24 protein-coding genes and 1 riboswitch are annotated in these 23,322 nt (G+C 62.5%); of the genes, 19 read left to right on the forward strand and 5 right to left on the reverse strand.

The annotated features are described in order from the left end of the window. Nucleotides 1-114: 114 nt before the first annotated feature. From relA to Q8X51_RS00975, 3 genes are all read left to right on the forward strand, one after another. A complete protein-coding gene (relA, locus tag Q8X51_RS00965; protein WP_027603791.1) occupies nt 115-2,358 on the forward strand; it encodes a GTP diphosphokinase in 2,244 nt (747 codons plus the stop codon). 66 nt (nt 2,359-2,424) lie between these two features. Beyond that, entirely contained in the window at nt 2,425-3,258 is an 834-nt protein-coding gene (gene mazG, locus Q8X51_RS00970; RefSeq protein ID WP_065924913.1) for a nucleoside triphosphate pyrophosphohydrolase, read from the forward strand. Nucleotides 3,259-3,283: 25 nt separating this feature from the next. Beyond that, complete coding sequence (locus Q8X51_RS00975; RefSeq protein ID WP_407693429.1) at nt 3,284-3,829, forward strand: DUF2058 domain-containing protein; 546 nt, start codon at nt 3,284-3,286, stop codon at nt 3,827-3,829. 151 nt (nt 3,830-3,980) lie between these two features. Here Q8X51_RS00975 and Q8X51_RS00980 read toward each other — a convergent pair whose 3' ends face one another. From Q8X51_RS00980 to purM, 4 genes are all read right to left on the reverse strand, one after another. Continuing rightward, a complete protein-coding gene (locus Q8X51_RS00980) occupies nt 3,981-4,169 on the reverse strand; it encodes a hypothetical protein (protein WP_065924914.1) in 189 nt (62 codons plus the stop codon). Between the two features lie 206 nt (nt 4,170-4,375). Then, nucleotides 4,376-5,089 carry a DUF3108 domain-containing protein gene (locus Q8X51_RS00985; RefSeq protein ID WP_027603794.1) on the reverse strand — a complete coding sequence of 238 codons (714 nt, stop codon included), beginning with the start codon at nt 5,087-5,089 and terminating at the stop codon, nt 4,376-4,378. 8 nt (nt 5,090-5,097) lie between these two features. Beyond that, a complete protein-coding gene (purN, locus tag Q8X51_RS00990; RefSeq protein WP_074847423.1) occupies nt 5,098-5,748 on the reverse strand; it encodes a phosphoribosylglycinamide formyltransferase in 651 nt (216 codons plus the stop codon). Next, complete coding sequence (gene purM / locus Q8X51_RS00995) at nt 5,748-6,806, reverse strand: phosphoribosylformylglycinamidine cyclo-ligase (protein ID WP_014719398.1); 1,059 nt, start codon at nt 6,804-6,806, stop codon at nt 5,748-5,750. Before purM ends, purN begins: the two co-directional genes overlap by 1 nt. A gap of 357 nt (nt 6,807-7,163) precedes the next feature. Between purM and Q8X51_RS01000 the strand changes: the two genes are divergently transcribed. The 5 genes from Q8X51_RS01000 to Q8X51_RS01020 all read left to right on the forward strand — a co-directional run bounded on the left by Q8X51_RS01000 (nt 7,164) and on the right by Q8X51_RS01020 (nt 11,748). After that, nucleotides 7,164-8,204: a DUF2066 domain-containing protein gene (locus Q8X51_RS01000; protein ID WP_065946847.1), complete on the forward strand. Its 1,041-nt coding sequence runs from the start codon at nt 7,164-7,166 to the stop codon at nt 8,202-8,204. Nucleotides 8,205-8,246: 42 nt separating this feature from the next. After that, nucleotides 8,247-9,320: an AI-2E family transporter gene (locus tag Q8X51_RS01005; protein WP_065940599.1), complete on the forward strand. Its 1,074-nt coding sequence runs from the start codon at nt 8,247-8,249 to the stop codon at nt 9,318-9,320. Between the two features lie 203 nt (nt 9,321-9,523). Further along, entirely contained in the window at nt 9,524-10,228 is a 705-nt protein-coding gene (gene hda / locus Q8X51_RS01010; protein WP_027603798.1) for a DnaA regulatory inactivator Hda, read from the forward strand. Nucleotides 10,229-10,437: 209 nt separating this feature from the next. Further along, nucleotides 10,438-11,067, forward strand: a complete 630-nt coding sequence (locus Q8X51_RS01015) for a C40 family peptidase (protein WP_027603799.1) — start codon at nt 10,438-10,440, stop codon at nt 11,065-11,067. Nucleotides 11,068-11,211: 144 nt separating this feature from the next. Beyond that, nucleotides 11,212-11,748, forward strand: a complete 537-nt coding sequence (locus tag Q8X51_RS01020; protein ID WP_027603800.1) for a C40 family peptidase — start codon at nt 11,212-11,214, stop codon at nt 11,746-11,748. Nucleotides 11,749-11,830: 82 nt separating this feature from the next. On the opposite strand, the gene Q8X51_RS01025 is transcribed toward Q8X51_RS01020, so the two are convergent. Further along, nucleotides 11,831-13,144, reverse strand: a complete 1,314-nt coding sequence (locus Q8X51_RS01025; RefSeq protein WP_065924918.1) for a PQQ-dependent sugar dehydrogenase — start codon at nt 13,142-13,144, stop codon at nt 11,831-11,833. 99 nt (nt 13,145-13,243) lie between these two features. Next, nucleotides 13,244-13,500, forward strand: a riboswitch (cobalamin riboswitch). Between the two features lie 73 nt (nt 13,501-13,573). Here Q8X51_RS01025 and cobO point away from each other — a divergent pair. The 11 genes from cobO (at nt 13,574) to Q8X51_RS01080 (ending at nt 23,264) form a co-directional block, all read left to right on the forward strand. Further along, nucleotides 13,574-14,185, forward strand: a complete 612-nt coding sequence (gene cobO, locus Q8X51_RS01030; RefSeq protein ID WP_065924919.1) for a cob(I)yrinic acid a,c-diamide adenosyltransferase — start codon at nt 13,574-13,576, stop codon at nt 14,183-14,185. Further along, the gene (locus Q8X51_RS01035; RefSeq protein ID WP_074847420.1) at nt 14,182-15,531 is read left to right on the forward strand and encodes a cobyrinate a,c-diamide synthase; all 1,350 of its coding nucleotides are present in this window, start codon (nt 14,182-14,184) and stop codon (nt 15,529-15,531) included. Before cobO ends, Q8X51_RS01035 begins: the two co-directional genes overlap by 4 nt. Next, nucleotides 15,528-16,178, forward strand: coding sequence for a 5,6-dimethylbenzimidazole synthase (gene bluB / locus Q8X51_RS01040; RefSeq protein ID WP_065946844.1), 651 nt, complete (start codon nt 15,528-15,530; stop codon nt 16,176-16,178). Before Q8X51_RS01035 ends, bluB begins: the two co-directional genes overlap by 4 nt. Further along, complete coding sequence (gene cbiB / locus Q8X51_RS01045) at nt 16,175-17,083, forward strand: adenosylcobinamide-phosphate synthase CbiB (protein ID WP_065924922.1); 909 nt, start codon at nt 16,175-16,177, stop codon at nt 17,081-17,083. The genes bluB and cbiB overlap by 4 nt, the downstream gene beginning before the upstream one ends. Continuing rightward, on the forward strand, nt 17,076-18,065 hold the full coding sequence (cobD, locus tag Q8X51_RS01050; protein WP_065924923.1) for a threonine-phosphate decarboxylase CobD: 990 nt from the start codon (nt 17,076-17,078) through the stop codon (nt 18,063-18,065). The genes cbiB and cobD overlap by 8 nt, the downstream gene beginning before the upstream one ends. Beyond that, on the forward strand, nt 18,062-19,513 hold the full coding sequence (locus Q8X51_RS01055; RefSeq protein WP_407693430.1) for a cobyric acid synthase: 1,452 nt from the start codon (nt 18,062-18,064) through the stop codon (nt 19,511-19,513). Before cobD ends, Q8X51_RS01055 begins: the two co-directional genes overlap by 4 nt. Nucleotides 19,514-19,940: 427 nt before the next feature. Then, nucleotides 19,941-20,462, forward strand: coding sequence for a bifunctional adenosylcobinamide kinase/adenosylcobinamide-phosphate guanylyltransferase (cobU, locus tag Q8X51_RS01060; protein WP_407693431.1), 522 nt, complete (start codon nt 19,941-19,943; stop codon nt 20,460-20,462). After that, a complete protein-coding gene (gene cobT, locus Q8X51_RS01065) occupies nt 20,459-21,514 on the forward strand; it encodes a nicotinate-nucleotide--dimethylbenzimidazole phosphoribosyltransferase (RefSeq protein WP_065946842.1) in 1,056 nt (351 codons plus the stop codon). The genes cobU and cobT overlap by 4 nt, the downstream gene beginning before the upstream one ends. Continuing rightward, entirely contained in the window at nt 21,511-22,086 is a 576-nt protein-coding gene (cobC, locus tag Q8X51_RS01070) for an alpha-ribazole phosphatase family protein (protein ID WP_065924927.1), read from the forward strand. The genes cobT and cobC overlap by 4 nt, the downstream gene beginning before the upstream one ends. Nucleotides 22,087-22,088: 2 nt before the next feature. Beyond that, nucleotides 22,089-22,817, forward strand: coding sequence for an adenosylcobinamide-GDP ribazoletransferase (locus Q8X51_RS01075; protein WP_065924928.1), 729 nt, complete (start codon nt 22,089-22,091; stop codon nt 22,815-22,817). A gap of 42 nt (nt 22,818-22,859) precedes the next feature. Beyond that, nucleotides 22,860-23,264, forward strand: a complete 405-nt coding sequence (locus tag Q8X51_RS01080; RefSeq protein WP_065946841.1) for a MarR family winged helix-turn-helix transcriptional regulator — start codon at nt 22,860-22,862, stop codon at nt 23,262-23,264. Nucleotides 23,265-23,322 lie beyond the last annotated feature (58 nt).

A 23,322-nucleotide genomic window follows, 5' to 3' on the forward strand; every position in this document is an offset into this window, starting at 1 on the left:
TTAATCCGACTGGCCTGCGTTCTCCAAGGCCTATGATCTGCCGCGGAGCTCGCAGTAAAAAGGTCGGCGATGATTTTGGCGCATCCAAGGTGCGTCATAGGGAAGGTAAGCAAGATGGTACAGGTGAGAGCACACCAGCCGATCAACACCGACGGCAGTATCAATCTCGAGGCATGGCTGGATCATGCCATCAGTGTCGACCCGGCACTGGACCGTGAAGCCTTGAAAGCAGCCTGCGAGTTCGCTCGTGAGTCTGAGCAACAAGACAATGCAGCGAAGAACCTGTGGGCCGAAGGCACTTCCAGCTTTCGCACCGGGTTGGAAATCGCCGAGATCCTTGCCGATCTCAAGCTGGACCAGGACTCGCTGATCGCCGCCGTGCTCTATCGCGGCGTGCGCGAAGGGCACATCCAGTTGCCGACCGTCAGCCAGCGTTTTGGCGCGGTGGTGGCCAAGCTGATCGACGGCGTGCTGCGCATGGCCGCCATCAGCGCCAGCCTCAGCCCGCGCCAGTCCATGGTGCTGGGCACCCAGGGTCAGGTGGAAAACCTGCGCAAGATGCTGGTGGCGATGGTCGACGACGTGCGTGTCGCCCTGATCAAGCTGGCCGAACGCACCTGCGCAATCCGTGCGGTGAAGACCGCGGACGACGAAAAGCGCAACCGCGTTGCCCGCGAAGTCTTCGACATCTACGCGCCCCTGGCCCACCGCCTGGGTATCGGCCATATCAAGTGGGAGCTGGAGGACTTGTCCTTCCGCTACCTCGAACCTGATCAATACAAACAGATCGCCACGCTGCTGCACGAGCGGCGGCTCGACCGTGAGCGCTTTATCAGCGACGTGATGGGCCAGTTGCGCGCCGAGCTGCAGGCCACCGGGGTCGATGCCGACATCAGCGGCCGCGCCAAACACATCTACTCGATCTGGCGCAAAATGCAGCGCAAGGGCCTGGCCTTCAGCCAGATCTACGATGTGCGTGCGGTGCGCGTGCTGGTGCCGGAAATGCGCGACTGCTACACCGCGCTGGGTATCGTCCATACGCTGTGGCGGCACATTCCCAAGGAGTTCGACGACTACATCGCCAACCCCAAGGAAAATGGCTATCGCTCGCTGCATACCGCGGTGATCGGCCCCGAGGGCAAGGTGCTGGAAGTGCAGATCCGCACCCACGCCATGCACGAAGAGGCAGAACTGGGCGTGTGCGCGCACTGGCGCTACAAGGGCACCGACGTCAAGGCCGGGTCCAACCAGTACGAGGAGAAAATCTCCTGGCTGCGCCAAGTGCTGGAATGGCACGAAGAACTCGGCGACATCGGCGGCCTGGCCGAACAGTTGCGCGTGGATATCGAGCCGGACCGGGTCTACATCTTCACCCCCGACGGCCATGCCATCGACTTGCCCAAGGGCGCCACGCCGCTGGACTTCGCCTACCGCGTGCACACCGAGATCGGCCATAACTGCCGAGGCGCCAAGATCAACGGGCGCATCGTACCGCTCAACTACAGCCTGCAAACCGGCGAGCAGGTCGAGATCATCACCAGCAAGCACGGCACGCCGAGCCGCGACTGGCTGAATCCGAACCTGGGCTACATCACCACATCGCGGGCGCGGGCGAAGATCGTCCATTGGTTCAAGCTGCAGGCGCGCGACCAGAACGTCGCCGCCGGCAAGACCCTGCTCGAACGCGAGCTGGGCCGCCTGGGCCTGCCCCAGGTGGACTTCGACAAGCTGGCCGAAAAGGCCAACATGAAGATCGCCGAAGACATGTTCGCCGCCCTCGGTGCCGGCGACCTGCGCCTGGCGCAACTGGTCAACCTGGCCCAGCAACTGGTCGAGCCGGAGCGCGGCAACGAACAACTGGAGCTGATCCCACGCAAGGCCACCGGCTACAAGCCCGGCAAGCGCGGCGATATCCAGATCCAGGGCGTCGGCAACCTGCTGACGCAAATCGCCGGCTGCTGCCAGCCGTTGCCGGGGGATGCCATCGTCGGCTACATCACCCAAGGCCGTGGCGTAAGCATTCACCGCCAGGACTGCGCCTCGGTGCTGCAACTGGGCGGGCGCGAGCCGGAGCGGATTATCCAGGTCAGCTGGGGTCCGGTGCCGGTGCTCACCTACCCGGTGGACATCATCATCCGTGCCTACGACCGTTCCGGCCTGCTGCGCGACGTCTCGCAAGTGCTGCTCAATGAGCGCATCAACGTGCTGGCGGTCAACACCCGCTCGAATAAAGAGGACAACACCGCGTTGATGTCCCTGACCATCGAGATTCCGGGGTTGGACGCGCTGGGGCGGCTGCTGGGGCGGATTTCCCAGTTGCCGAACATCATTGAGACGCGGCGCAACCGTACCCCATGATTCGCAGAATGAATGCAGGCTAAATGTGGGAGGGGGCTTGCTCCCACACTGATCGGACACAGAAAGATGTATTCACTTGAAGACCTGCTGCACCTGATGAACCGCCTGCGGGACCCGCAATACGGGTGCCCGTGGGACATCAAGCAAACCTACGCGACCATTGTCCCGCACACCCTGGAAGAGGCCTACGAAGTGGCCGACGCCATCGAACGCGGCGACTTTGATCATCTGCAGGGTGAGTTGGGCGACCTGTTGTTCCAAGTGGTGTATTACAGCCAGCTGGCGCGGGAAGAGGGGCGTTTCGAATTTGCCGGGGTGATCGACAGCATCACCCGCAAACTGATTCGCCGCCATCCCCATGTGTTCCCGACCGGCGATCTGTATGCGCCGCTGGATATTCCTCAACTGAGTGAAGAACAGGTCAAGGAACGTTGGGAGCAGATCAAGGCCGAGGAGCGTGCGGAAAAATCCGACGCGCCGGAGCAGCTGTCCCTGCTGGACGATGTGCCCAGCGCCTTGCCGTCCCTGTCCCGGGCCGCCAAATTGCAGAAGCGCGCCAGCCAGGTCGGCTTCGACTGGCCATCGGCGTTGCCGGTGGTGGATAACGTGCGCGAAGAGCTGGACGAAGTGCTCGAAGCCATGGCCGACAACGACCCGGAGGCCATCGCCGATGAAGTCGGTGACCTGCTGTTCGCGGCGGTCAACCTGGCCCGTCACCTCAAGGTCGACCCGGAAACCGCGCTGCGTGGCGCCAATGCCAAGTTCGAGCGACGCTTCCGATTTATCGAACAGGCATTGCGCGACACCCACCAACCCATAGAAGATTGCACCCTCGAAGAGTTGGACGCCCTGTGGGGCGAAGCCAAACGTCAGGAAAAGAACGTGTCCAGCTGCGGTTGAGCAGTTGCCTAAGTGAGTAAGCACCATGAGCCTTTCCCTTCGCGACCAGTTGCTCAAAGCAGGTCTGGTCAACCAAAAGCAGGCCAAGCAGGTCGGCAAAGAGAAACAGAAGCAGCAGCGCCTGGTCCACAAGGGCCAGGTCGAGGCCGATGACACCCAGGCGCGCCTGGCCGCCGAAGCGCAGGCCGAGAAGGTCAAGCGTGACCAGGAGCTGAACCGCCAGCAACAGGAAAAAGCCGAGGCCAAGGCCCGTACGGCCCAGGTCAAGCAACTGATCGAGACCTCGCGCCTGCCTAAGCTCACGACCGAGGACTACTACAACTTCGTGGATGACAAGAAGGTCAAGCGCCTGTCGGTCAACACGTTGATGCGCAACAAGCTTAGCAACGGCTCCCTGGCCATCGTGCATCACGGTGGCGGCTACGAGGTGATCCCCCGTGAAGCCGCGCTGAAGATCCAGGAGCGCGCCCCGGAACGTATCGTGCAGCTCAATATCCTCACCGAAAGCCAGGTGCCGGATGAGGATGATCCGTACGCGGCCTACCAGATCCCGGATGATTTGATGTGGTAAGGCTGTAGCTACGAATTGTGGTGAGCAGGCTTGCCCTGCGTTGGGCTGCGAAGCAGCCCCAGAACACACAAACCCCGCTCAAAAGGCGGGGTTTGTGTTTTATAGGCCCCCCAACTGCGTGGGGCTGGGGGGCCTACAGGATTTTGAAGTTTCAGGAGCTTTGCGCCTGGCGTTTCATCTCAAGGGCTTCGAGCTCGTTTTTATAATTATGAGCGTCGCTCTCGTTATGAAACATGCCGACCAGCAGGTCTTGTTGGTGGACATCCCAGATGTGAATCCCATGGCCCAGCGCTTCGTGGGACATATGTTCGTCGTCGCGTTCAGTTACTTTTACAGTCATCTGCTTGCTCCAATTTCTGGTGGGTATGCGGCAAGTCGTCGCAGGTCTTTTTATACGGTTTGTTAGCTTGCTAAGTAAACCGCTTTAGAGGTTTATGACAGAAGTTTCATGTTGGGCTCCCGATGACGGCAGACACTTGAACCCAAAACCCCCAGACGAAAAAAAGCCCCGCATTCAGCGAGGCTCTTCTCAGCTCATCAATCCAATCAGCTGCCCTTGATGGCTTTGCCGTCAACGGTACCGTCTTGCAACATGATGTTGTATTCCTTGCCGTCGGTTTCCACCTGACGCAGGGCTACCAGGATGCCACCCAGGTCCTTGGCGAACCACATCTGGGTGATGCGCTTGCTTTGAGTCGGGTCGCGTACGCGCTCAACCTTGATCGCGTCAATGCTGCCGACCTTGGTCTGGACCTTTTCCGGGCCGATCACACGGAAGTCGTAGGTGTCGACGTCGGTGCCTTCAACCACGTTGTAGCTCATGCTTTTCTTGCCGGCTGCCACGTCGCGCTGCAAGGCCAACTGGTAGGTCGACTTGTCGAGCATGCCGCTTTGCAGGGGCACATTGACCGGGTCTTTGTTTTCAAAACCCGTGACTTTCTTGGTCGACGGGTCGAAGTCCAGGTTGATCTTCTTGGTCTTGCCCAGGCCGCCGCGTTCGAAGGCGTAGCTCTTCGGTTGCAGGGTGTCCTTGTCGAACAGGATCACACTGGTTTCGGTCAGGCTGGCGATCATCATGGAAGCCTTGAAGTTCAAGGTCCAGGTGCCGTCACCGTTCTTGGTCAGGCTGCGTTCTGCCGAACCACTCATGGGCAACTGTTTCCAGTCGGCGGTGTAGCTGGCGGAGAACGGGTGTAGATCTGCCGCTTGCACGGCAGGCAAGGCGAACAGCGCAAAAGCGAAGAGCAAGGCGCGACGCATAAAATCTCCTAGGTTCGAATCAAGTGGCCGCTGGCCGCAAGTAACTGACCGTCCAATAATGCACCCTGGTCACCAAGAATCAACCGCCCCTCGGCAAACCAGCGCACAGCCAGCGGGTAAATCCTGTGTTCCTGGGTATGAACCCGTTGCGCAAGGGTCTGCGCCGAGTCGTCAGACTCTACCGGAACCACTGCCTGTACGACCAGAGGCCCGCCATCGAGTTCCTCGGTGACGAAGTGCACGCTGCAGCCATGCTCGCTGTCACCGGCATCCAGGGCGCGTTGGTGCGTGTGCATGCCTTTGTACTTGGGCAGCAGGGAAGGGTGGATATTCAGCAGGCGCCCGTCGTAGTGCCGCACGAAGCCCGGGCTGAGAATGCGCATGAAACCGGCCAGTACCACGAGTTGGGGGTTGAAGGCGTCGATCAGTTCGACCAAGGCGCTGTCGAAGGCCTCGCGGCCTTCGAAAGCCTTGTGATCCAGCGAGCGGGTTTCGATACCCGCGTCCCTGGCGCGTTGCAGGCCGTAGGCGTCGCTGCGGTTGGAGATCACCGCAGCGATGCGCACCGGGCTGTCGCCGGTGCGCGTGCTGTCGATCAGGGCCTGCAAGTTACTGCCAGTGCCGGAAAGCAGCACCACGACATCACAGGTCCGAGGCATCAGTGAGCCTTGAGGTTCTTCAGTTCAACCTGAGCCGCGCCTTCGGCAGCGGTGGCGATCTGGCCGATGACCCAAGGCTGCTCGCCGGCTTCACGCAATACGTTCAGCGCGGTTTCAACGTGTTCCTGCGCCACGCAGATCACCATGCCCACGCCGCAGTTCAGCACGCGGTGCATTTCGGTTTCATTGACGTTGCCTTTTTCCTGCAGCCAGTCGAATACCGCAGGACGCTGCCAGCTGGCCACGTCGACGATCGCCTGGGCGCCTTTTGGCAGTACGCGCGGGATGTTGTCCAGCAGGCCGCCGCCGGTGATGTGGGCCATGGCCTTGACCGCGCCGGTGTCCTTGATCAGCTTGAGCAGTGGCTTGACGTAGATGCGGGTCGGGGCCATCAGCAGGTCGGTCAGCGGCTTGCCGTCGAGCTGGATGTTCTCGATGTCGGCACCGGACACTTCGATGATCTTGCGGATCAGCGAGTAGCCGTTGGAGTGCGGGCCGGAGGATGGCAGGGCGAGCAGGGCGTCGCCGGCAGCCACTTTGGAGCCGTCGATGATCTCGGCTTTTTCCACCACGCCGACGCAGAAGCCGGCCAGGTCGTAGTCTTCGCCTTCGTACATGCCTGGCATTTCAGCGGTTTCGCCGCCGACCAGGGAGCAACCCGACAGTTCGCAGCCGGCGCCGATGCCGGTCACCACCTGGGTGGCGGTCTCGACGTTCAGCTTGCCGGTGGCATAGTAGTCGAGGAAGAACAACGGCTCGGCACCGCATACCACCAGGTCGTTGACGCACATGGCCACCAGGTCGATGCCGATGCTGTCGTGCTTGTTCAGGTTCAGTGCCAGGCGCAGCTTGGTGCCCACACCGTCGGTACCGGAAACCAATACAGGCTGCTTGTAGCCGGCCGGGATCTCGCAGAGGGCGCCAAAACCGCCCAGGCCGCCCATGACTTCGGGGCGCGCAGTGCGCTTGGCAACGCTCTTGATGCGTTCGACCAATGCTTCACCGGCGTCGATGTCTACACCGGCGTCCTTGTAGCTCAGGGAGGGTTGCTTGCTCATGATCCAGGCCTTTAGGGGGGATTCAGGGGTAACGACCGAGCGGGCGGGCACTTTTGGTAAAAGGCCCAGCCGTTGACGGTCTGCGAAGGCGCGCGATTTTATCAGGCTTGAGGGGCAGCGGCCATCCTCGGGCCGACGGGCAGGGCAGATAGATTTAAAAAAGCAGGTTAAAAAAATGCTGATCGGGTCTGTTCAGGCACGTATTAAGGTATAGCCTTTAAACCGCTGTCGTTAATGACATGGCGAAAACTTACCAGGACCCCGTGAATGTTTTAGTTGTCGCTGTGGTCACAGCCTGGCTATACCGATTTCACGCGGTCTGTTCCAGCCGCTAAATTTGTCGTTCGGGAATCTTCCATGCGTCTGTGTAATGTCTTTTTTGTAGGCTGCTTGTCGTTGATCAGCCTGGCGAGTCATGCCGAAACCCTCAATGGCCTGTACCAGGTACTCGAACCCGTCAGCAGCCAATCGCCGCAAGAGCGCGACCAGGCGACCCAGCGCGCGGTGGAGACCCTGGTGATCCGCCTCACCGGCGACGCCAAGGCTGCGCAAGGCCCGGGCCTGGCGGCGATTCGCAAGGATCCGCAGCAAATCATCACTCAATACGGTTACGACGCCGGCCCGCCCGAGAGCCTGCAAGTGGACTTCGACCCGGTCAGCACTGATCGCGCCTTGCGTGACGCCGGCCTGTCTATCTGGGGCAGCAATCGGCCATCAATCCTTGGCTGGTGGCTGAACGACTCCACCGAAGGCAGCAGCCTGGTCGGCGATGGCCAGGCCGCTGCCCAGGCGCTGCGCCGTGCGGCACAGCACCGTGGCTTGCCATTGCGCCTGCCCCTGGGGGACCTGGATGAACAGGTGGTCGCCACCGCGCCGAATCTTGAAAACGCCGATGCCACGCCGTTGCGCGCCGCGTCCGAGCGCTACGGTGCCGACGCCTTGCTGGCCGTGCATGCACGCCAGGAAGGCAATCAATGGCAGGCCAAATGGCGCCTGTGGCTGGGTGACAAGAGCGAGCAGGGCGCCGCGCAAGGCGCCGACACGGGCGCGCTGGCCGATGCAGTCATGCTGGCGGTCAGCCAAAAACTGGCGCCGCGCTTTGCGGTCAAGCCCGGTGTGAGTACCGAGCAACTGCTGGAAGTGCAGGGCATGAACCTGGAGCGGTACGCGGCCCTGGGGCATCTGCTTGAGCCGTTTGGCGGTCAGCCGCAATGGGTGGATGGCAATCGTATTGTGTATCGGGTCAACGGCAGCGCCGATCAGTTGCGTACCCAGTTGAGCCTGGCCAAGTTGCAGGAAGTGCCTGCCGGTGAGGCCCCGGCGCAGCAGCCTGCGGTCGATGGCACACAACCGGCAGCGGCACCTGCGCCCCAGGCGCAACTGCATTTTCGTTGGTAAAAGTTCTTCCTATATAGATAGAAGCAAATAATGGAGTGGTTTATGGCGGATACGCGTCGTTGGGTGTGGCTTGGCGGGATCGTCCTGCTGTGCGTTTTTGTGTTCCTGCTGCATTCGATCCTGACGCCGTTCCTGGTTGCGTTGCTGCTCGCCTATCTGTTCGATCCTGTGGTGGATCGCCTGGAAAAAGCCGGTCTGTCGCGGACCTTGGGCGTGGTTGCGGTGTTTGCGTTGTTCACATTGATCATCACCGCGCTGGTGCTGGTGCTGGTGCCGATGCTGGCCAAGCAACTGTTTCGTCTCTATGAGCTGGCGCCGCAGATGCTCGACTGGCTGCAGCACACGGCGATGCCGTGGGCCCAGGCCAAGTTGGGCCTGTCGGATGGTTTCTGGAAGTTCGACAAGGTCAAGGCGGCGATCAGCGAGCACATGGGCCAGACCACCGATATTGTGGGGGTGATCCTCAGCCAGGCGACCGCGTCCAGCCTGGCGCTGATCGGCTGGCTGACCAACCTGGTGCTGATTCCGGTGGTGGCGTTCTACCTGCTGCGCGATTGGGACATCATGATGGCCAAGATCCGCAGCCTGCTGCCCCGCAACCGTGAAGAGCGCATCGTGGCCCTGGCCGGCGAGTGCCATGAGGTGCTTGGCGCCTTTGTGCGTGGGCAGTTGCTGGTGATGCTGGCACTGGGGATCATCTACGCGGCGGGCTTGATGGCCATCGGCCTGGAGCTGGGCCTGTTGATCGGCCTGATCGCCGGCCTCGCCGCTATCGTGCCGTATATGGGCTTTGTGATCGGTATCGGTGCGGCGTTGGTGGCTGGCCTGTTCCAGTTTGGCGGCGACCTGTACCCGATGCTGGGGATTGTCGCGGTGTTCATGGTCGGCCAGGCCTTGGAAGGCATGGTGCTCACGCCGTTGCTGGTGGGGGACCGGATTGGCCTGCACCCGGTGGCAGTGATCTTTGCGATCCTGGCGGGCGGCGAACTGTTTGGTTTTACCGGCATTCTGCTGGCACTGCCGGTGGCGGCGGTGATCATGGTGCTGGTGCGTCATGTGCACGATCTGTACAAGGATTCCGACGCCTATACGGGGGTCGAAGACCCCGACCTGTAACCGCTGCGTCATAAACCCGGCTTCGGCCGGGTTTGTTGTTTATGGGGCTATGGCGTCAAACAATCCGCTTAAAACCGGCAAGTTAACGCAAACCTTTGATTTTGCTTGTGGTCTGCTGCATTGTGCGCCCGGCGTCACGGGTATAAACTTTGCAAACTTTACACAGAGGCCACTAACGGTTCGATGGGAGCCGTTCAGTCAGCATGAAACCGATTCAGCTGCCCTTAGGTGTGCGTCTGCGTGATGACGCTACCTTTATCAATTACTACCCAGGCGCCAATGCCGCTGCACTCGGCTATGTCGAGCGGCTCTGCGAAGCCGACGCCGGGTGGACCGAAAGCCTGATCTATCTGTGGGGTAAACACGGCGTAGGGCGTACCCACCTGTTGCAGGCCGCTTGCCTGCGTTTCGAGCAGATGGGCGAGCCGGCGGTTTACCTGCCCCTGGCCGAGTTGATGGATCGCGGCATCGGGATCTTCGACAACCTTGAGCAATACGAACTGGTGTGCCTGGACGATCTGCAGGCAGTGGCCGGCAAGGCGGATTGGGAAGAGGCGCTGTTCCATCTGTTCAACCGCCTGCGTGACAGCGGCCGGCGCTTGTTGATTGCGGCCTCCACCTCGCCACGGGAGTTGCCGGTGAAGCTGGCCGACCTCAAGTCGCGCCTGACCCTGGCGCTGATCTTCCAGATGCGCCCACTCTCCGACGAAGACAAACTGCGTGCCCTGCAATTGCGTGCATCCCGTCGCGGCCTGCACCTCACCGATGAAGTCGGGCACTTTATCCTCACCCGTGGCACCCGCAGCATGAGCGCGTTGTTCGATTTGCTCGAGCAGCTCGATCAGGCCTCCTTGCAGGCTCAACGAAAATTGACGATCCCTTTTCTCAAGGAAACGTTGGGCTGGTAACTGATTGAATCTACGGGGTTCGGCAATTTACAGGCGCCAGAAATCCTGCGTTTAAGCCACGTTGGCTACGCATGTGAACCGATAAATGGAATTACGGCTTAGATGTCATAGTCCAATCGCGAAGTCACATAGAGCACGATTGAATTTGCAAATCGATGTGATAGAAGGCATAGTCTCGACTTCTTTACATACCAGCCACGGTCGTGCCCATGCTAAATCGCTTCGCACCCCTCGTGCCCCTCGCACTCGTTACCCTGTTGTTTGGTTGCGCCTCCCACCCTCAACAGGTGGTTGAGCAGCAAAAACCTCAACAACAGTCCCAGGCAAAATTCGTTGCTGCACAGTCTGCTTCTGTCTATGAAGAAGAGGTGGCAACCGAAAAGGAACTGGCCGATTTTTCCGGCAACAAGCCTTACCAGCTTCCAGTCCTGGCCGACAGCATCCTCGAACGCGGCATGTCCCTGATCGGTACCCGTTACCGTTTCGGCGGTACCTCTGAAGCCGGTTTCGACTGCAGCGGTTTCATCGGCTACCTGTTTCGTGAAGAAGCTGGCATGAACCTGCCACGCTCCACTCGCGAAATGATCAACGTGAAAGCACCGTTGGTCGCGCGCAACAACCTCAAGCCCGGTGATCTGCTTTTCTTCAGTACTGCAGGTCGTGGTCGCGTCAGCCATGCCGGTATCTACCTGGGCGATAACCAGTTTATCCACTCCAGCAGCCGTCGCAGTGGCGGTGTTCGAGTCGACAGCCTGGGTGACAGCTACTGGAGCAAAACCTTCATCGAAGCCAAGCGCGCACTCGCCATGGCCCCGACTACGGTTACCGCCAGTAAGTAAACTTAAAGTGATACTTGAAGTTTGACGTGTAAGCGCTAGAATCCCTGGACATTGTTGTAATCCGTTCGCGCGAGCTTTGCTTGCGCGTTCTGGTTTTCAGCGTTCGGCAGCGATAGCCGCATCCAGACCAGGATTGTTCTGCACATGTCGACCTCAGCCCGCCTGCTCCTTATTCTCTGCGCCGCGCTTATCAGCGCCTGCGCCAGCCGGCCGCCGCCCGCTCCCGTTGCGGTCAAGCCCAAGCCGGTATTCAACTATTCCACCCAGAATTTCTCGCCTGCGGCCGAAGACGTACTCTTTCGTGCACTGGGCCTGGTCGGCACGCCTTACCGTTGGGGCGGCAACACGCCGGACTCGGGTTTCGATTGCAGTGGCCTGATCGGCTTCGTCTTCCGCGACGCCGCCGGCATCTCCCTGCCGCGCACCACTCGCGAACTGATCGTGATGCGCGCCCAGGATGTCAGCGAGCAGAACCTGCAGACCGGCGACCTGCTGTTCTTCGCCACCGGTGGCGGCTCCCAGGTCAGCCACGCCGGGATTTACGTGGGCGAAGGTCGCTTTGTGCATGCGCCGCAGACCGGCGGTACGGTCAAGCTGGACACCTTGTCCAAGGCGTATTGGCAGAATGCCTATCTGAGCGCCAAGCGTGTGTTGCCAGCAAACCTGGCACGTAATCCCTGAAATCAGCGATAAGCTTCAAGTCGTAAGCTGCAAGAGGGTGCAATCCCACCTTGCAGCTCCACGCTTGAAGCTTGCGGCTTCGCTACCTAGTGGCCGACACCCGCCACACCTTATTCCCCACATCATCCGCCACCAGCAAATCCCCTTGCTGATCGATCACCACGCCCACCGGCCGGCCCATGGCGTTCTCATCTTTATCGAGAAACCCGGTCAGCACGTCCACTGGCTGCCCTTTAGGCTGGCCTGCCTCGAACGGCACGAAGATCACCTTGTAGCCACTGTGGGGCTTGCGGTTCCATGAGCCATGCTGGCCGATGAACGCGCCGTTGCTGAACGGCGCCGGGAGTTTGCTGCCCTCGGCGAACGTCAGTCCCAAAGACGCGGTGTGCGGCCCTACCGCATAGTCCGGCACGATTGCCTTGGCCACCAGGTCCAGGTTCTGCGGCGTGACGCGTACATCCACATGCTGGCCGTAATAGCTGAAGGGCCAGCCATAGAACCCGCCATCCTTGACCGAGGTGATGTAGTCGGGCACCAGGTCGCTGCCGATCTCGTCGCGCTCGTTCACCGCCGTCCATAGCTTGCCGCTCTGGGGTTCCCAGGCCATGCCGTTAGGGTTGCGCAGGCCGGAAGCGAAAATGCGCTGCTGGCCGCTGGCGCGATCCACTTCCCAGATAGCCGCCCGGCCCTGTTCCGCCTCAAGACCGTTCTCACCGACGTTGCTGTTGGAGCCGACGCTCACGTACAGCTTGCTGCCGTCCTTGCTGGCGATCACGTTCTTGGTCCAGTGGTGATTCAGGGGCCCGCCCGGCAGGTCGACCACCTTGGTGCCAGGTGCCTTGATCGCGGTTTCGCCCGCTTGATAGGGAAAACGCAGCAGCTTGTCCGAATCGGCCACGTACAGGTCATTGCCGACCAGTGTCATACCGAAGGGCGAGTTGAGGTTTTCCAGGAACACCGTACGGGTCTCGGCAACCCCATCGTGATCGGCGTCGCGCAGCAGGGTAATGCGATTGGGGCTCGGCACCCCGGCACCGGCGCGGCCCATGACCTTCTCCATGACCCAGCCGCGAATGCCCTTGGAATCATCCGGCTTGGGCGGCGCATTGGTTTCTGCCACCAGCACATCGCCGTTGGGTAGCACATACAGCCAGCGCGGGTGGTCCAGGCCTTCGGCGAACGCCGCCACTTGGGTGCCGGCCGCCGCCGTTGGCTTCACGCCCTCCGGCCAGCCGATAGCCGGGGCAATGTTCACCGTGGGAATCAGGGTTTTGTTCGGCTCGGGTAGCTGCGGCGACGGCCCGGTGCCGTCGGACACCTGCAGGGTGGAGCTTTCACCGCAGGCCGCGAGGGTGCCGGCGAGCATGATGAGTAGGGCGAGTCTGGTTTTATGCATGGTGTTCTCCTTGATACCTGTAAGGGTAGAGGAGGGCGCTGGTGCGATGGTTCAAGTGCAAGGCCAGCTTTAATTGACGCTCCACCCCCAACCCACTAACCTTCGCGGCTTGTTCCAGGTGCTCTGTGACCCATGGGTCGACCGAGTGAAACAGGGAAGCCGGTGAGCGAGCGCACTTGTACACAGTGCTGCCGCGATTCCGGCGCTGCCCCCGCAACGGTAAATGAGTCAAGACGGTGCCTTTTGCCACTGTATCGCCCGCGATATGGGAAGGCGCGCCGTCGGCGTGTTCGCTCTGTCGATGAGCCAGCGCACCACTCATGAGTCCGGAGACCGGCCTGGATCATCCAACAGCATCACGGTGGGCGATGCTTGGCTGTCTGTTTTTTCCTGCCTGCCGTTTTTGTCCAGCCCCAACGGAGAGCTGCCATGACCGATACCCCCGACCGCGACGAACGCCACCTGGCGCGCATGCTGCGCAAAAAAGCCGTGATCGACGAGCGCATCGCCAATTCCCCCAATGAGTGCGGCTTGCTGCTGGTGCTGACCGGCAACGGCAAAGGCAAGAGCAGCTCGGCATTCGGCATGCTCGCGCGCGCCATGGGCCACGGCATGCAGTGCGGTGTGGTGCAGTTCATCAAGGGGCGCAACAGCACCGGTGAGGAGTTGTTCTTCCGTCGCTTCCCCGAGCAAGTGCGTTTCCACGTGATGGGCGAAGGCTTCACCTGGGAGACCCAGGACCGCCAGCGCGATATCGCTGCCGCCGAAGCCGCCTGGGCCGTGTCTCGCGAACTGCTGCAAGACCCGCGCATCGGCCTGGTGGTGCTGGATGAGCTGAACATCGCCCTCAAGCATGGTTACCTCGACTTGGACCAGGTCCTCAGCGACCTGCAAGCGCGTCCGCCGATGCAGCACGTGGTCGTCACCGGCCGTGGCGCCAAGCCTGAATTGATCGAAATGGGCGATACCGTCACCGAAATGGGCATGCTCAAGCACGCGTTCCAGGCCGGGATCAAGGCACAGAAGGGCGTCGAACTTTGAATCAGCCCCGTCACTGCCCGGCCGTCCTGATCGCTGCACCGGCGTCCGGCCAGGGCAAAACCACCGTCACCGCCGCGCTGGCCCGTTTGCACCGCAACCTGGGGCGCAGGGTACGCGTGTTCAAATGCGGCCCGGATTTCCTGGACCCGATGATCCACGAGCGCGCCAGCGGTGCGCCGGTGTATCAATTGGACATGTGGATGGTGGGCGAGCAGGAAAGTCGCCGCCTGCTGTGGGAAGCGGCGGGTGAGGCCGACCTGATCCTGATCGAAGGCGTGATGGGCCTGTTCGATGGCACACCGTCCAGCGCCGACCTGGCGCGGCATTTCGGCGTGCCGGTGCTCGGTGTGATCGACGGCACCGCCATGGCCCAGACGTTTGGCGCCCTGGCCCTGGGCCTGGCGCGCTATCAGCCGGACCTGCCGTTTGCCGGGGTGCTGGCCAACCGCGTCGGCACCCTGCGCCATGCGCAGTTGCTGGAAGGCAGCCTCACCGAAGGCTTGCGCTGGTATGGCGCCCTGTCCCGCGAAACCGGGATCGAACTGCCCAGCCGCCATTTGGGCCTGGTGCAGGCCAGCGAGCTGAATGACCTCGACGTGCGCCTGGACGCCGCCGCCCAGGCCCTGGGCAGCAGCTGCGAAGTCGCATTGCCGCCACCGGTGACCTTCGCCGCGCCGGAAGTGATCATGGCCGAACCATTGCTGGCCGGTGTGCGCATTGCGGTGGCCCGTGACGAAGCCTTCGCCTTCACCTATGGCGCCAGCCTCGACCTGCTGCGGGCGATGGGGGCCGAGTTGCACTTCTTCTCGCCGATCCATGATCGCCAGCTGCCCGAGGCTGACAGCCTGTATTTGCCCGGCGGTTACCCGGAATTGCACCACCAGGCGCTGTCGCAAAACACGCCGATGCTTGACGCCATTCGTAACCATCATGCCGCCGGCAAACCCTTGCTCGCCGAGTGTGGCGGCATGCTCTACCTGCTGGACTCGCTCACCGATGTCGACGGCACCCGCGCCGAACTGGTCGGCCTGCTGCAAGGCGATGCGGTGATGCAAAAGAAACTCGCGGCCCTGGCCCTGCAAAGTGTCGAACTGCCGGAAGGCGTGCTGCGCGGGCACACGTACCACCATTCCCTGACCAGCACCGAGTGCCAGCCGATTGCCCGTGGCCTGAGCCCGAACGGTGGGCGCGGTGCCGAAGCGGTGTTCCGGCAGGGGCGGATGACGGCCTCTTACGTGCACTTCTATTTCCCGTCGAATCCGACGGCGGTAGCCGCGTTGTTTGCCCCGGACCGAGCTGAAACCCCATCCACTGTGGGAGGGGGCTTGCCCCCGATAGGGCCATGACCGACAACGCTTTCCCCCAGGCCGACCGCGACGCCGTCTACCGCGCCATCGCCGAACGCCGCGACATGCGCCACTTCAGCGGCGGCAGTGTCGCGCCCGAATTGCTGCATCGCCTGCTCCAGGCCGCGCACCAGGCGCCCAGTGTCGGCCTGATGCAGCCCTGGCGGTTTATCCGCATCAGCGACCGCGCGTTGCGCAGCCGGATTCAACAGTTGGTGGAAGAAGAACGCGTGCGCACCGCCGAGGCGTTGGGCGAGCGCTCCGATGCGTTCATGAAGCTCAAGGTCGAAGGCATTCACGACTGCGCCGAAGTGCTGGTGGCGGCGTTGATGGATGATCGCGAGCGCCACATCTTCGGGCGGCGCACCTTGCCGGAGATGGACCTGGCGTCGCTGTCCTGTGCGATCCAGAACCTGTGGCTGGCCGCGCGGGTCGAGGGGTTGGGCATGGGCTGGGTCTCGCTGTTCGAACCCCAGGCCCTGGCCGACCTGCTGGGCCTGCCGCCCGGTGCGAAACCCCTGGCGGTCTTGTGCCTGGGGCCGGTGACGGAGTTTTACCCGGCACCGATGTTGCAGCTCGAAGGCTGGACCGAGCCTCGGCCGTTGAGTGACATGGTGTATGAAAATGCGTGGGGAGTGAGTCAATGAGTGTGGCCTTGCTGTGTGTCGCAGCAGTGGCGCTGGATGCGCTGCTGGGCGAGCCCAGGCGCTGGCATCCGCTGGTGGCGTTCGGCAATTTTGCCGGGCGCATCGAGCAGCGTTTCAACAGCGGTGGCCGGGGCTGGCGCAGCCATGGCGTGACCGCGTGGGTTATCGCCGTGGTGCCATTGACCCTGCTGGCCACCGCGTTGTCGTGGGCGCCGTATATCGGCTGGGTCCTGGAGATCCTCGCGTTGTACTGCGCCCTCGGCATGCGCAGCCTCGGCGAGCATGTGATCCCGGTGGCCCAGGCCCTGCGCAGCGATGACCTCGACGCGGCCCGCACACGGGTGAGCTACCTGGTCAGCCGCCAGACCAGTGAACTGGATCGCACCGAAGTCGCCCGTGCCGCCACCGAATCGGTGCTGGAAAACGGCAGCGATGCGGTGTTTGCCGCGTTGTTCTGGTTTGTCGTCGCCGGCGTACCGGGCGTGGTGCTCTACCGCCTGAGCAATACGCTCGACGCGATGTGGGGCTATCGCAACGAACGCTTCGAGCGTTTCGGTTGGGCCGCGGCCAAGATCGACGATGTACTCAACTATGTGCCTGCACGCCTGGTGGCCTTGACCTACGCCGTGCTGGGCAAAACCCGCCTGGCCCTCAAATGCTGGCGCACCCAGGGGCCGACCTGGGACAGCCCCAATGCCGGGCCGGTGATGGCATCCGGCGCTGGCGCGTTGGGCGTTGAGCTGGGTGGCGCCGCGATTTACCACGGCGAGGTGCACCAGCGTCCGCCACTGGGCGAAGGCCCGGCGGCGGATGCCGACTCTATCGACCGCGGCTGGCAACTGGTGCAGCGCGGCGTATGGTTGTGGTTGCTGATTCTCTGCGTGGGGGGGCAATTTTATGCTTGAGCACGGTGGCCGGCTGCGCAAGGCAGCGATTCAGTACGGGATTGCCGAGGCCGATTGGCTGGACCTGTCTAGCGGCCTCGCACCCTGGCCATGGCCGATCCCGGAGATTCCGCTGCGGGCCTGGGCGCGCTTGCCGGAGTCCGACGACGGCCTGGAACAGGCGGCCAGCGAGTATTACGGCGCCGCGCATCTGCTGCCGGTGCCCGGCTCCCAGGCGGCGATTCAGTTGCTGCCGCGCCTGCGCCGTGCCGGCAAGGTCGGCGTGCTGTCGCCGTGCTACGCCGAACATGCCGAGGCCTGGCGGCGTGCCGGCTACGTGGTGCGTGAAGTGCAGGAGCAGGAAGTCGACTTCTTCCTCGACGTCCTCGACGTGCTGGTGGTGGTCAATCCCAATAACCCCACCGGGTTGAGCCTGGCCCCGCAACGCCTGCTGGACTGGCACACAAGGCTGGCCCAGCGCGGCGGCTGGCTGGTGGTGGACGAAGCGTTCATGGATGTCACCCCGCAGTTGAGCCTGGCGAGCCAGGCCCATCAGGTCGGCCTGATTGTGCTGCGTTCGTTCGGCAAGTTTTTCGGCCTGGCCGGGGTGCGCCTGGGCTTTGTGCTGGCCGAGCGCAGGCTGCTCAAGTTGCTGGCCGAACAGGTTGGGCCCTGGGCTGTCAGCGGGCCGACGCGGGTACTGGGCCAAGTGTGCCTGCGCGATACTGCCGGTCATGCACGGCAGCGGGCACGCTGCATCGAGGCCGGCCAGCGTTTGTTTGAACTGCTCGAGCGTCGTGGCTTTCAACCCCAGGGCGGCTGCGCGTTGTTCCAATGGTTGATCACCCCGCACGCCGAGCGCATGCACGAATTCATGGCCCAGCGCGGCATCTTGCTGCGCCTGTTTGTGCACAACAGCAGCGTGCGGTTTGGCCTGCCCGACACCGAGGCCGATTGGTCGCGTCTCGACGAAGCGCTGGCTGCCTACAAGGACGCCTCATGAGTACGCTGATGGTGCAAGGCACCACCTCCGATGCCGGCAAAAGTACCCTGGTGACCGCGTTGTGCCGTTGGCTGGTACGCCAGGGCATTGCCGTGGTGCCGTTCAAACCGCAGAACATGGCGCTCAACAGTGCGGTGACGGCCGAGGGCGGCGAGATCGGTCGTGCCCAGGCGGTGCAGGCCCAGGCGGCCAACCTGGCGCCCCATACCGACATGAACCCGGTGCTGCTCAAGCCCAACAGCGACACCGGCTCCCAGGTGATCATCCATGGCCGCGCCGTGACCAGCATGAACGCGGTGGCCTATCACGACTACAAAGCCATCGCGATGCAGGCGGTGCTGGCTTCCCACGCGCGGTTGAGCGAAGCCTACCCGGTGGTGATGGTGGAAGGCGCAGGCTCCCCGGCGGAGATCAACCTGCGCGCCAACGACATTGCCAATATGGGCTTCGCCGAGGCCGTCGACTGCCCGGTGCTGCTGATTGCCGACATCAATCGCGGCGGGGTGTTCGCCCATCTGGTCGGCACCCTGGAATTGCTCTCTCCCAGCGAACAGGCGCGGGTCAAGGGCTTCATCATCAACCGCTTTCGCGGCGACATCGCACTGCTGCAACCCGGCCTGGATTGGTTGCAGGCACGCACCGGCAAACCGGTGGTGGGCGTATTGCCCTACGTGATGGACCTGCACCTGGAAGCCGAGGACGGTATCGACCAACGCCAGATCGACAAGGCGGCGCAGGTGCTCAAGGTGGTGGTGCCGGTGTTGCCGCGCATCAGCAACCATACGGATTTCGATCCGCTGCGCCTGCATCCTCAGGTGGACTTGCAGTTCATCGGGCCGGGCCAGCCGATTCCGGCCGCCGACCTGGTCATCCTGCCGGGCTCGAAAAGCGTGCGCAGCGACCTCGCGTACCTGCGTGCCCATGGCTGGGACACCGCCGTGGCGCGGCACTTGCGCTACGGCGGCAAGGTGCTGGGGATTTGCGGCGGCTTGCAGATGCTCGGTGAGCAGGTGCACGACCCGTTGGGCCTGGAAGGGCCGGCCGGCTCCAGCGACGGCCTGGGGCTGCTGGCGTTCAGCACCACCCTGGAAGAAGAGAAGCAACTGCGTAATGTTCGCGGGCGTTTGTTGCTGGAGGACGCCGAGGTCAGTGGCTATGAGATCCATGCCGGCGTGACGTGCGGCGCGGCCCTGGCGAACGCCGCCGTGCTGCTGGAGGACGGTCGCCGTGACGGCGCGCAAAGTGCTGATGGGCAGATTCTTGGCACGTATCTGCATGGCGTGTTCGAGACTCCGGCGGCTTGCAGTGCGTTGCTGCGTTGGGCTGGGTTGCAGGATGTGCAGGAGGTGGATTATCACGCCCTTCGCGAGCGTGATATCGAACGGTTGGCGGATCTGGTGGAGAACCATCTGGACACCGATTTATTGCGCAAGCTGTGTGGGGTTTAAGGGTGTACACACGGTTCAAATGTGGGAGGGGCGGTGCGACAATTCGACTTGCCCCCGATAGCGGTGTATCAGGTGCTGAATTGTTCAGGTATACCGAGTACATATCCATTCCTGCGGTAACGGCCACTTATGGTTCCGCTCTTACAGCGGCTCACTTTTGGAAAGGCCCAAAAGTAAGCAAAAGGCCTTCGCCCCACCACTCGGCACCTCGCTTGGGCTCGGTGTGCCCGAACGCAGGCTTGAATCCGTGGGCCGCCGCAATGGGCCATCCCTGGCCCAGTGCGGCTAACCCGGCGTCCTGCCGGGTTACCCACGGATTCAAACCTGCGTTCGGCCAGCGTGGTTTACGGGGCGACTTCAGATCAAAAGCAGGATCAAAAACGACTCGCTTCGCATCGTGGAGTGGTGGGTGGGGAGGGGGGGCCTCATGCTTCAACTGATTTTAGGCGGCGCCCGCTCCGGCAAAAGCCGCCTTGCTGAAAAGCTTGCTGCAGAGTGTGGTTTTTCCGTCATTTATATCGCCACCAGCCAGCCGCTTGACGGCGAGATGAATGCCCGTGTTGCCTTGCATCGCGAGCGTCGCCCTGATCATTGGGGTTTGATCGAAGAACCTGTCGAGCTGGCGCGTGTGCTACGCGAAAACGCTGCGCCCGGTCGTTGCCTGTTGGTGGATTGCCTGACCCTGTGGCTGACCAATCTGCTGATGCTCGAAGACGCGCAGCGCCTGGCGTTCGAGCGCGATCAATTGCTGGAAAGCCTGGCCGTGCTGTCGGGTGAAATTATTTTTGTCAGCAACGAGACCGGTCTGGGTGTCGTGCCGCTGGGCGAATTGACTCGCCGCTATGTGGATGAAGCCGGTTGGCTGCATCAAGCCTTGGCCGAGCGCTGTCAGCGTGTTGTCCTGACGGTTGCCGGCCTGCCCCTGACGTTGAAAGGTACTGCGTTATGACTGACACCTGGTGGCTCAACCCTTGTAAGGCCATTGACGCCTCGGCGTACGAACAAGCCCTGGCGCGCCAGCAGCAATTGACCAAGCCGGCCGGTTCCCTGGGCCAGCTGGAAGCGCTGGCGGTGCAATTGGCCGGCTTGCAGGGCCAGGTCAAACCGTCGGTGGACCGGCTGTGGATCGCCATCTTTGCCGGTGACCACGGCGTGGTTGCCGAAGGTGTATCGGCGTTTCCCCAGGAAGTGACCGGGCAAATGCTGCATAACTTTGTCACCGGTGGCGCGGCCATCAGTGTATTGGCGCGGCAACTGGATGCGCAGTTGGAAGTGGTCGACCTCGGTACGGTGACCCCTTCGCTGAGCCTGCATGGCGTGCGTCACCTGAATATCGGCGCGGGCACCGCCAATTTCGTCAAGGGCCCGGCAATGACCGGTGCCCAGGGCCGATTGGCATTGCAGGCGGGTCGCGACAGTGTGCTGCGCGCCCGTGAAAGCGGTGCGCAGTTGTTTGTTGGCGGCGAGATGGGCATTGGCAACACCACCGCCGCCAGTGCGCTGGCCTGCGCCTTGCTCGATTGCCAGGTGACCGAGCTGACAGGCCCGGGCACCGGATTGAATGCCCAAGGCGTCAGTCACAAGGTGGCGGTGATCGAACGCGCGCTGGCCGTGCATGCCGCGCAGCGTGGGGATGCGCTGCACACCCTGTGCAATCTCGGTGGCTTTGAAATCGCTGCCCTGGTGGGGGCTTACCTGGCCTGCGCCCAGGAAGGCATCGTGGTGTTGGTGGATGGGTTTATCTGCACCGTCGCGGCGCTGGTCGCCACGCGCTTGAACCCGGCGTGCCGCGAATGGCTGCTGTTCGGCCACCGCGGCGCCGAGCCTGGCCATCGCCATGTCTTGCAGAGCCTCGATGCACAACCGTTGCTGGAACTCGGCCTGCGCCTGGGCGAGGGCAGTGGCGCGGCGTTGGCGGTGCCATTGCTGCGCCTGGCCTGTGCGCTGCACGGGCAGATGGCGACGTTTGCCGAAGCGGCCGTGGCAGACCGTCCGGCATGACCTTGCACCTGGACCTGTTGCGCCATGGCGAAACCGAACTGGGGGGTGGCCTGCGCGGCAGCCTGGACGATGCATTGACCGCCAAGGGCTGGGAACAGATGCGCGCCGCTGTGGTGGCACAGGGGCCCTGGGATCGGCTGATCAGCTCGCCGCTGCAACGCTGCGCGCGGTTCGCGGATGAACTGGGCGCGCGGCTGAATGTGCCGGTGAGTCTGGAAAAGGACCTGCAGGAACTGCACTTCGGTGCCTGGGAAGGGCAAAGTGCGGCAGCGCTGATGGAGACCGACGCCGAAGGCCTGGGCCGGTTTTGGGCCGATCCCTATAGCTTCACGCCGCCCCAGGGCGAACCGGTCAGCGCGTTTTCCCTGCGGGTTTTGGGCGCCGTCCTGCGCCTGCATAAGGCGTATGCCGGTGAGCGTGTGCTGTTGATCAGCCACGGCGGGGTGATGCGTTTGCTGTTGGCCCACGCTCGGGGGCTGCCCCGTGAGCAGTTGCTGAATGTCGAAGTCGCTCATGGTGGGTTGTTCAACCTGCAGGTCGGCGCCGATGGCGTGTTGAAGGAAGGAATCTGAGCATGCTGCCGTTCTGGATCGCCGTGCAGTTCCTGAGCAGTTTGCCGATTCGCCTGCCGGGTATGCCGCAACCGCAGGAACTGGGGCGCTCGTTGCTGTTTTATCCTGTGGTCGGGTTGCTGTTCGGCGTGCTGCTGTGGGGGCTCAATACGCTGTTGATCGGATCACCGCTGTTGTTGCACGCCGCGCTGCTGCTGACGGCCTGGGTGTTGCTCAGTGGCGGCTTGCACCTCGACGGCCTGGCGGACAGCGCCGATGCCTGGCTGGGTGGCTTCGGCGACCGCGAGCGCACCCTCAGCATCATGAAAGACCCGCGCAGCGGGCCGATTGCGGTGGTCACCCTGGGCCTGGTGTTGCTGCTCAAGTTCACCGCGCTGGTGGCTTTGATCGAACAGCGCAACGGTGTGGCGTTGATTCTCGCGCCGTTGATCGGCCGCGCGTCGATGCTGGGGTTGTTTCTCACCACGCGCTATGTGCGAGCGGGTGGGTTGGGCCAGGCGTTGTCGGATCATCTACCGCGCGTCGTCGGGCAACAGGTGCTGATCCTCAGTGGCCTGGCCTGCATCCTGATCGGTGGTTTCAGCGGTGGGGTTGCCGTGCTGCTCGCGGCCGTGTGTTTTATCGGCCTGCGCCAACTGATGGTCAATCGCCTCGGCGGCACCACCGGCGATACCGCTGGCGCGCTGCTGGAGCTGCTGGAAGTGGCTGTTCTGGTCGGTTTGGCGTTGTAACACTTTCTTGCATTTCCTTAATCGCGGGTATATACACGTTCCATGCTTGCCTCCCAATGTTTATGCACCAACCTGCGACGTGCCGCCCGTGGCGTCAGCAGGCACTACGACGGCGCCCTCGACGGCTTCGGGATCAACGTCGCCCAGTATTCCTTGCTGTGCAACCTGCAGCGCCTCGATCAACCGAGCATTTCCAGCCTGGCCGACGCCATGGGCCTGGATCGCAGCACCTTGGGGCGCAACCTGCGGGTGTTGGAAGGTGAGGGCCTGGTGCGGATGGTAGAGGGCGATGATCTGCGCAACCGCCTGGTGCTGTTGACCGCCGCCGGTGAAGAGCGCCTGGCGGCAGCGTTACCCGCCTGGGAGGCGGCGCAACAGAAATTGGTCGATCAACTCGGCGCGGAAAAACGCGAAACCCTGTTGGCCTTGCTGGATGAACTCGCCTGAACGCGGGTTTGTTCGAACACAAGCGGGTATATACCCGCGAACGGAGAATAAGAAATGA

The organism is Pseudomonas sp. Yb2C2 (genome assembly GCF_052112325.1).
Taxonomy (GTDB): Bacteria; Pseudomonadota; Gammaproteobacteria; order Pseudomonadales; family Pseudomonadaceae; genus Aquipseudomonas; species Aquipseudomonas marginalis.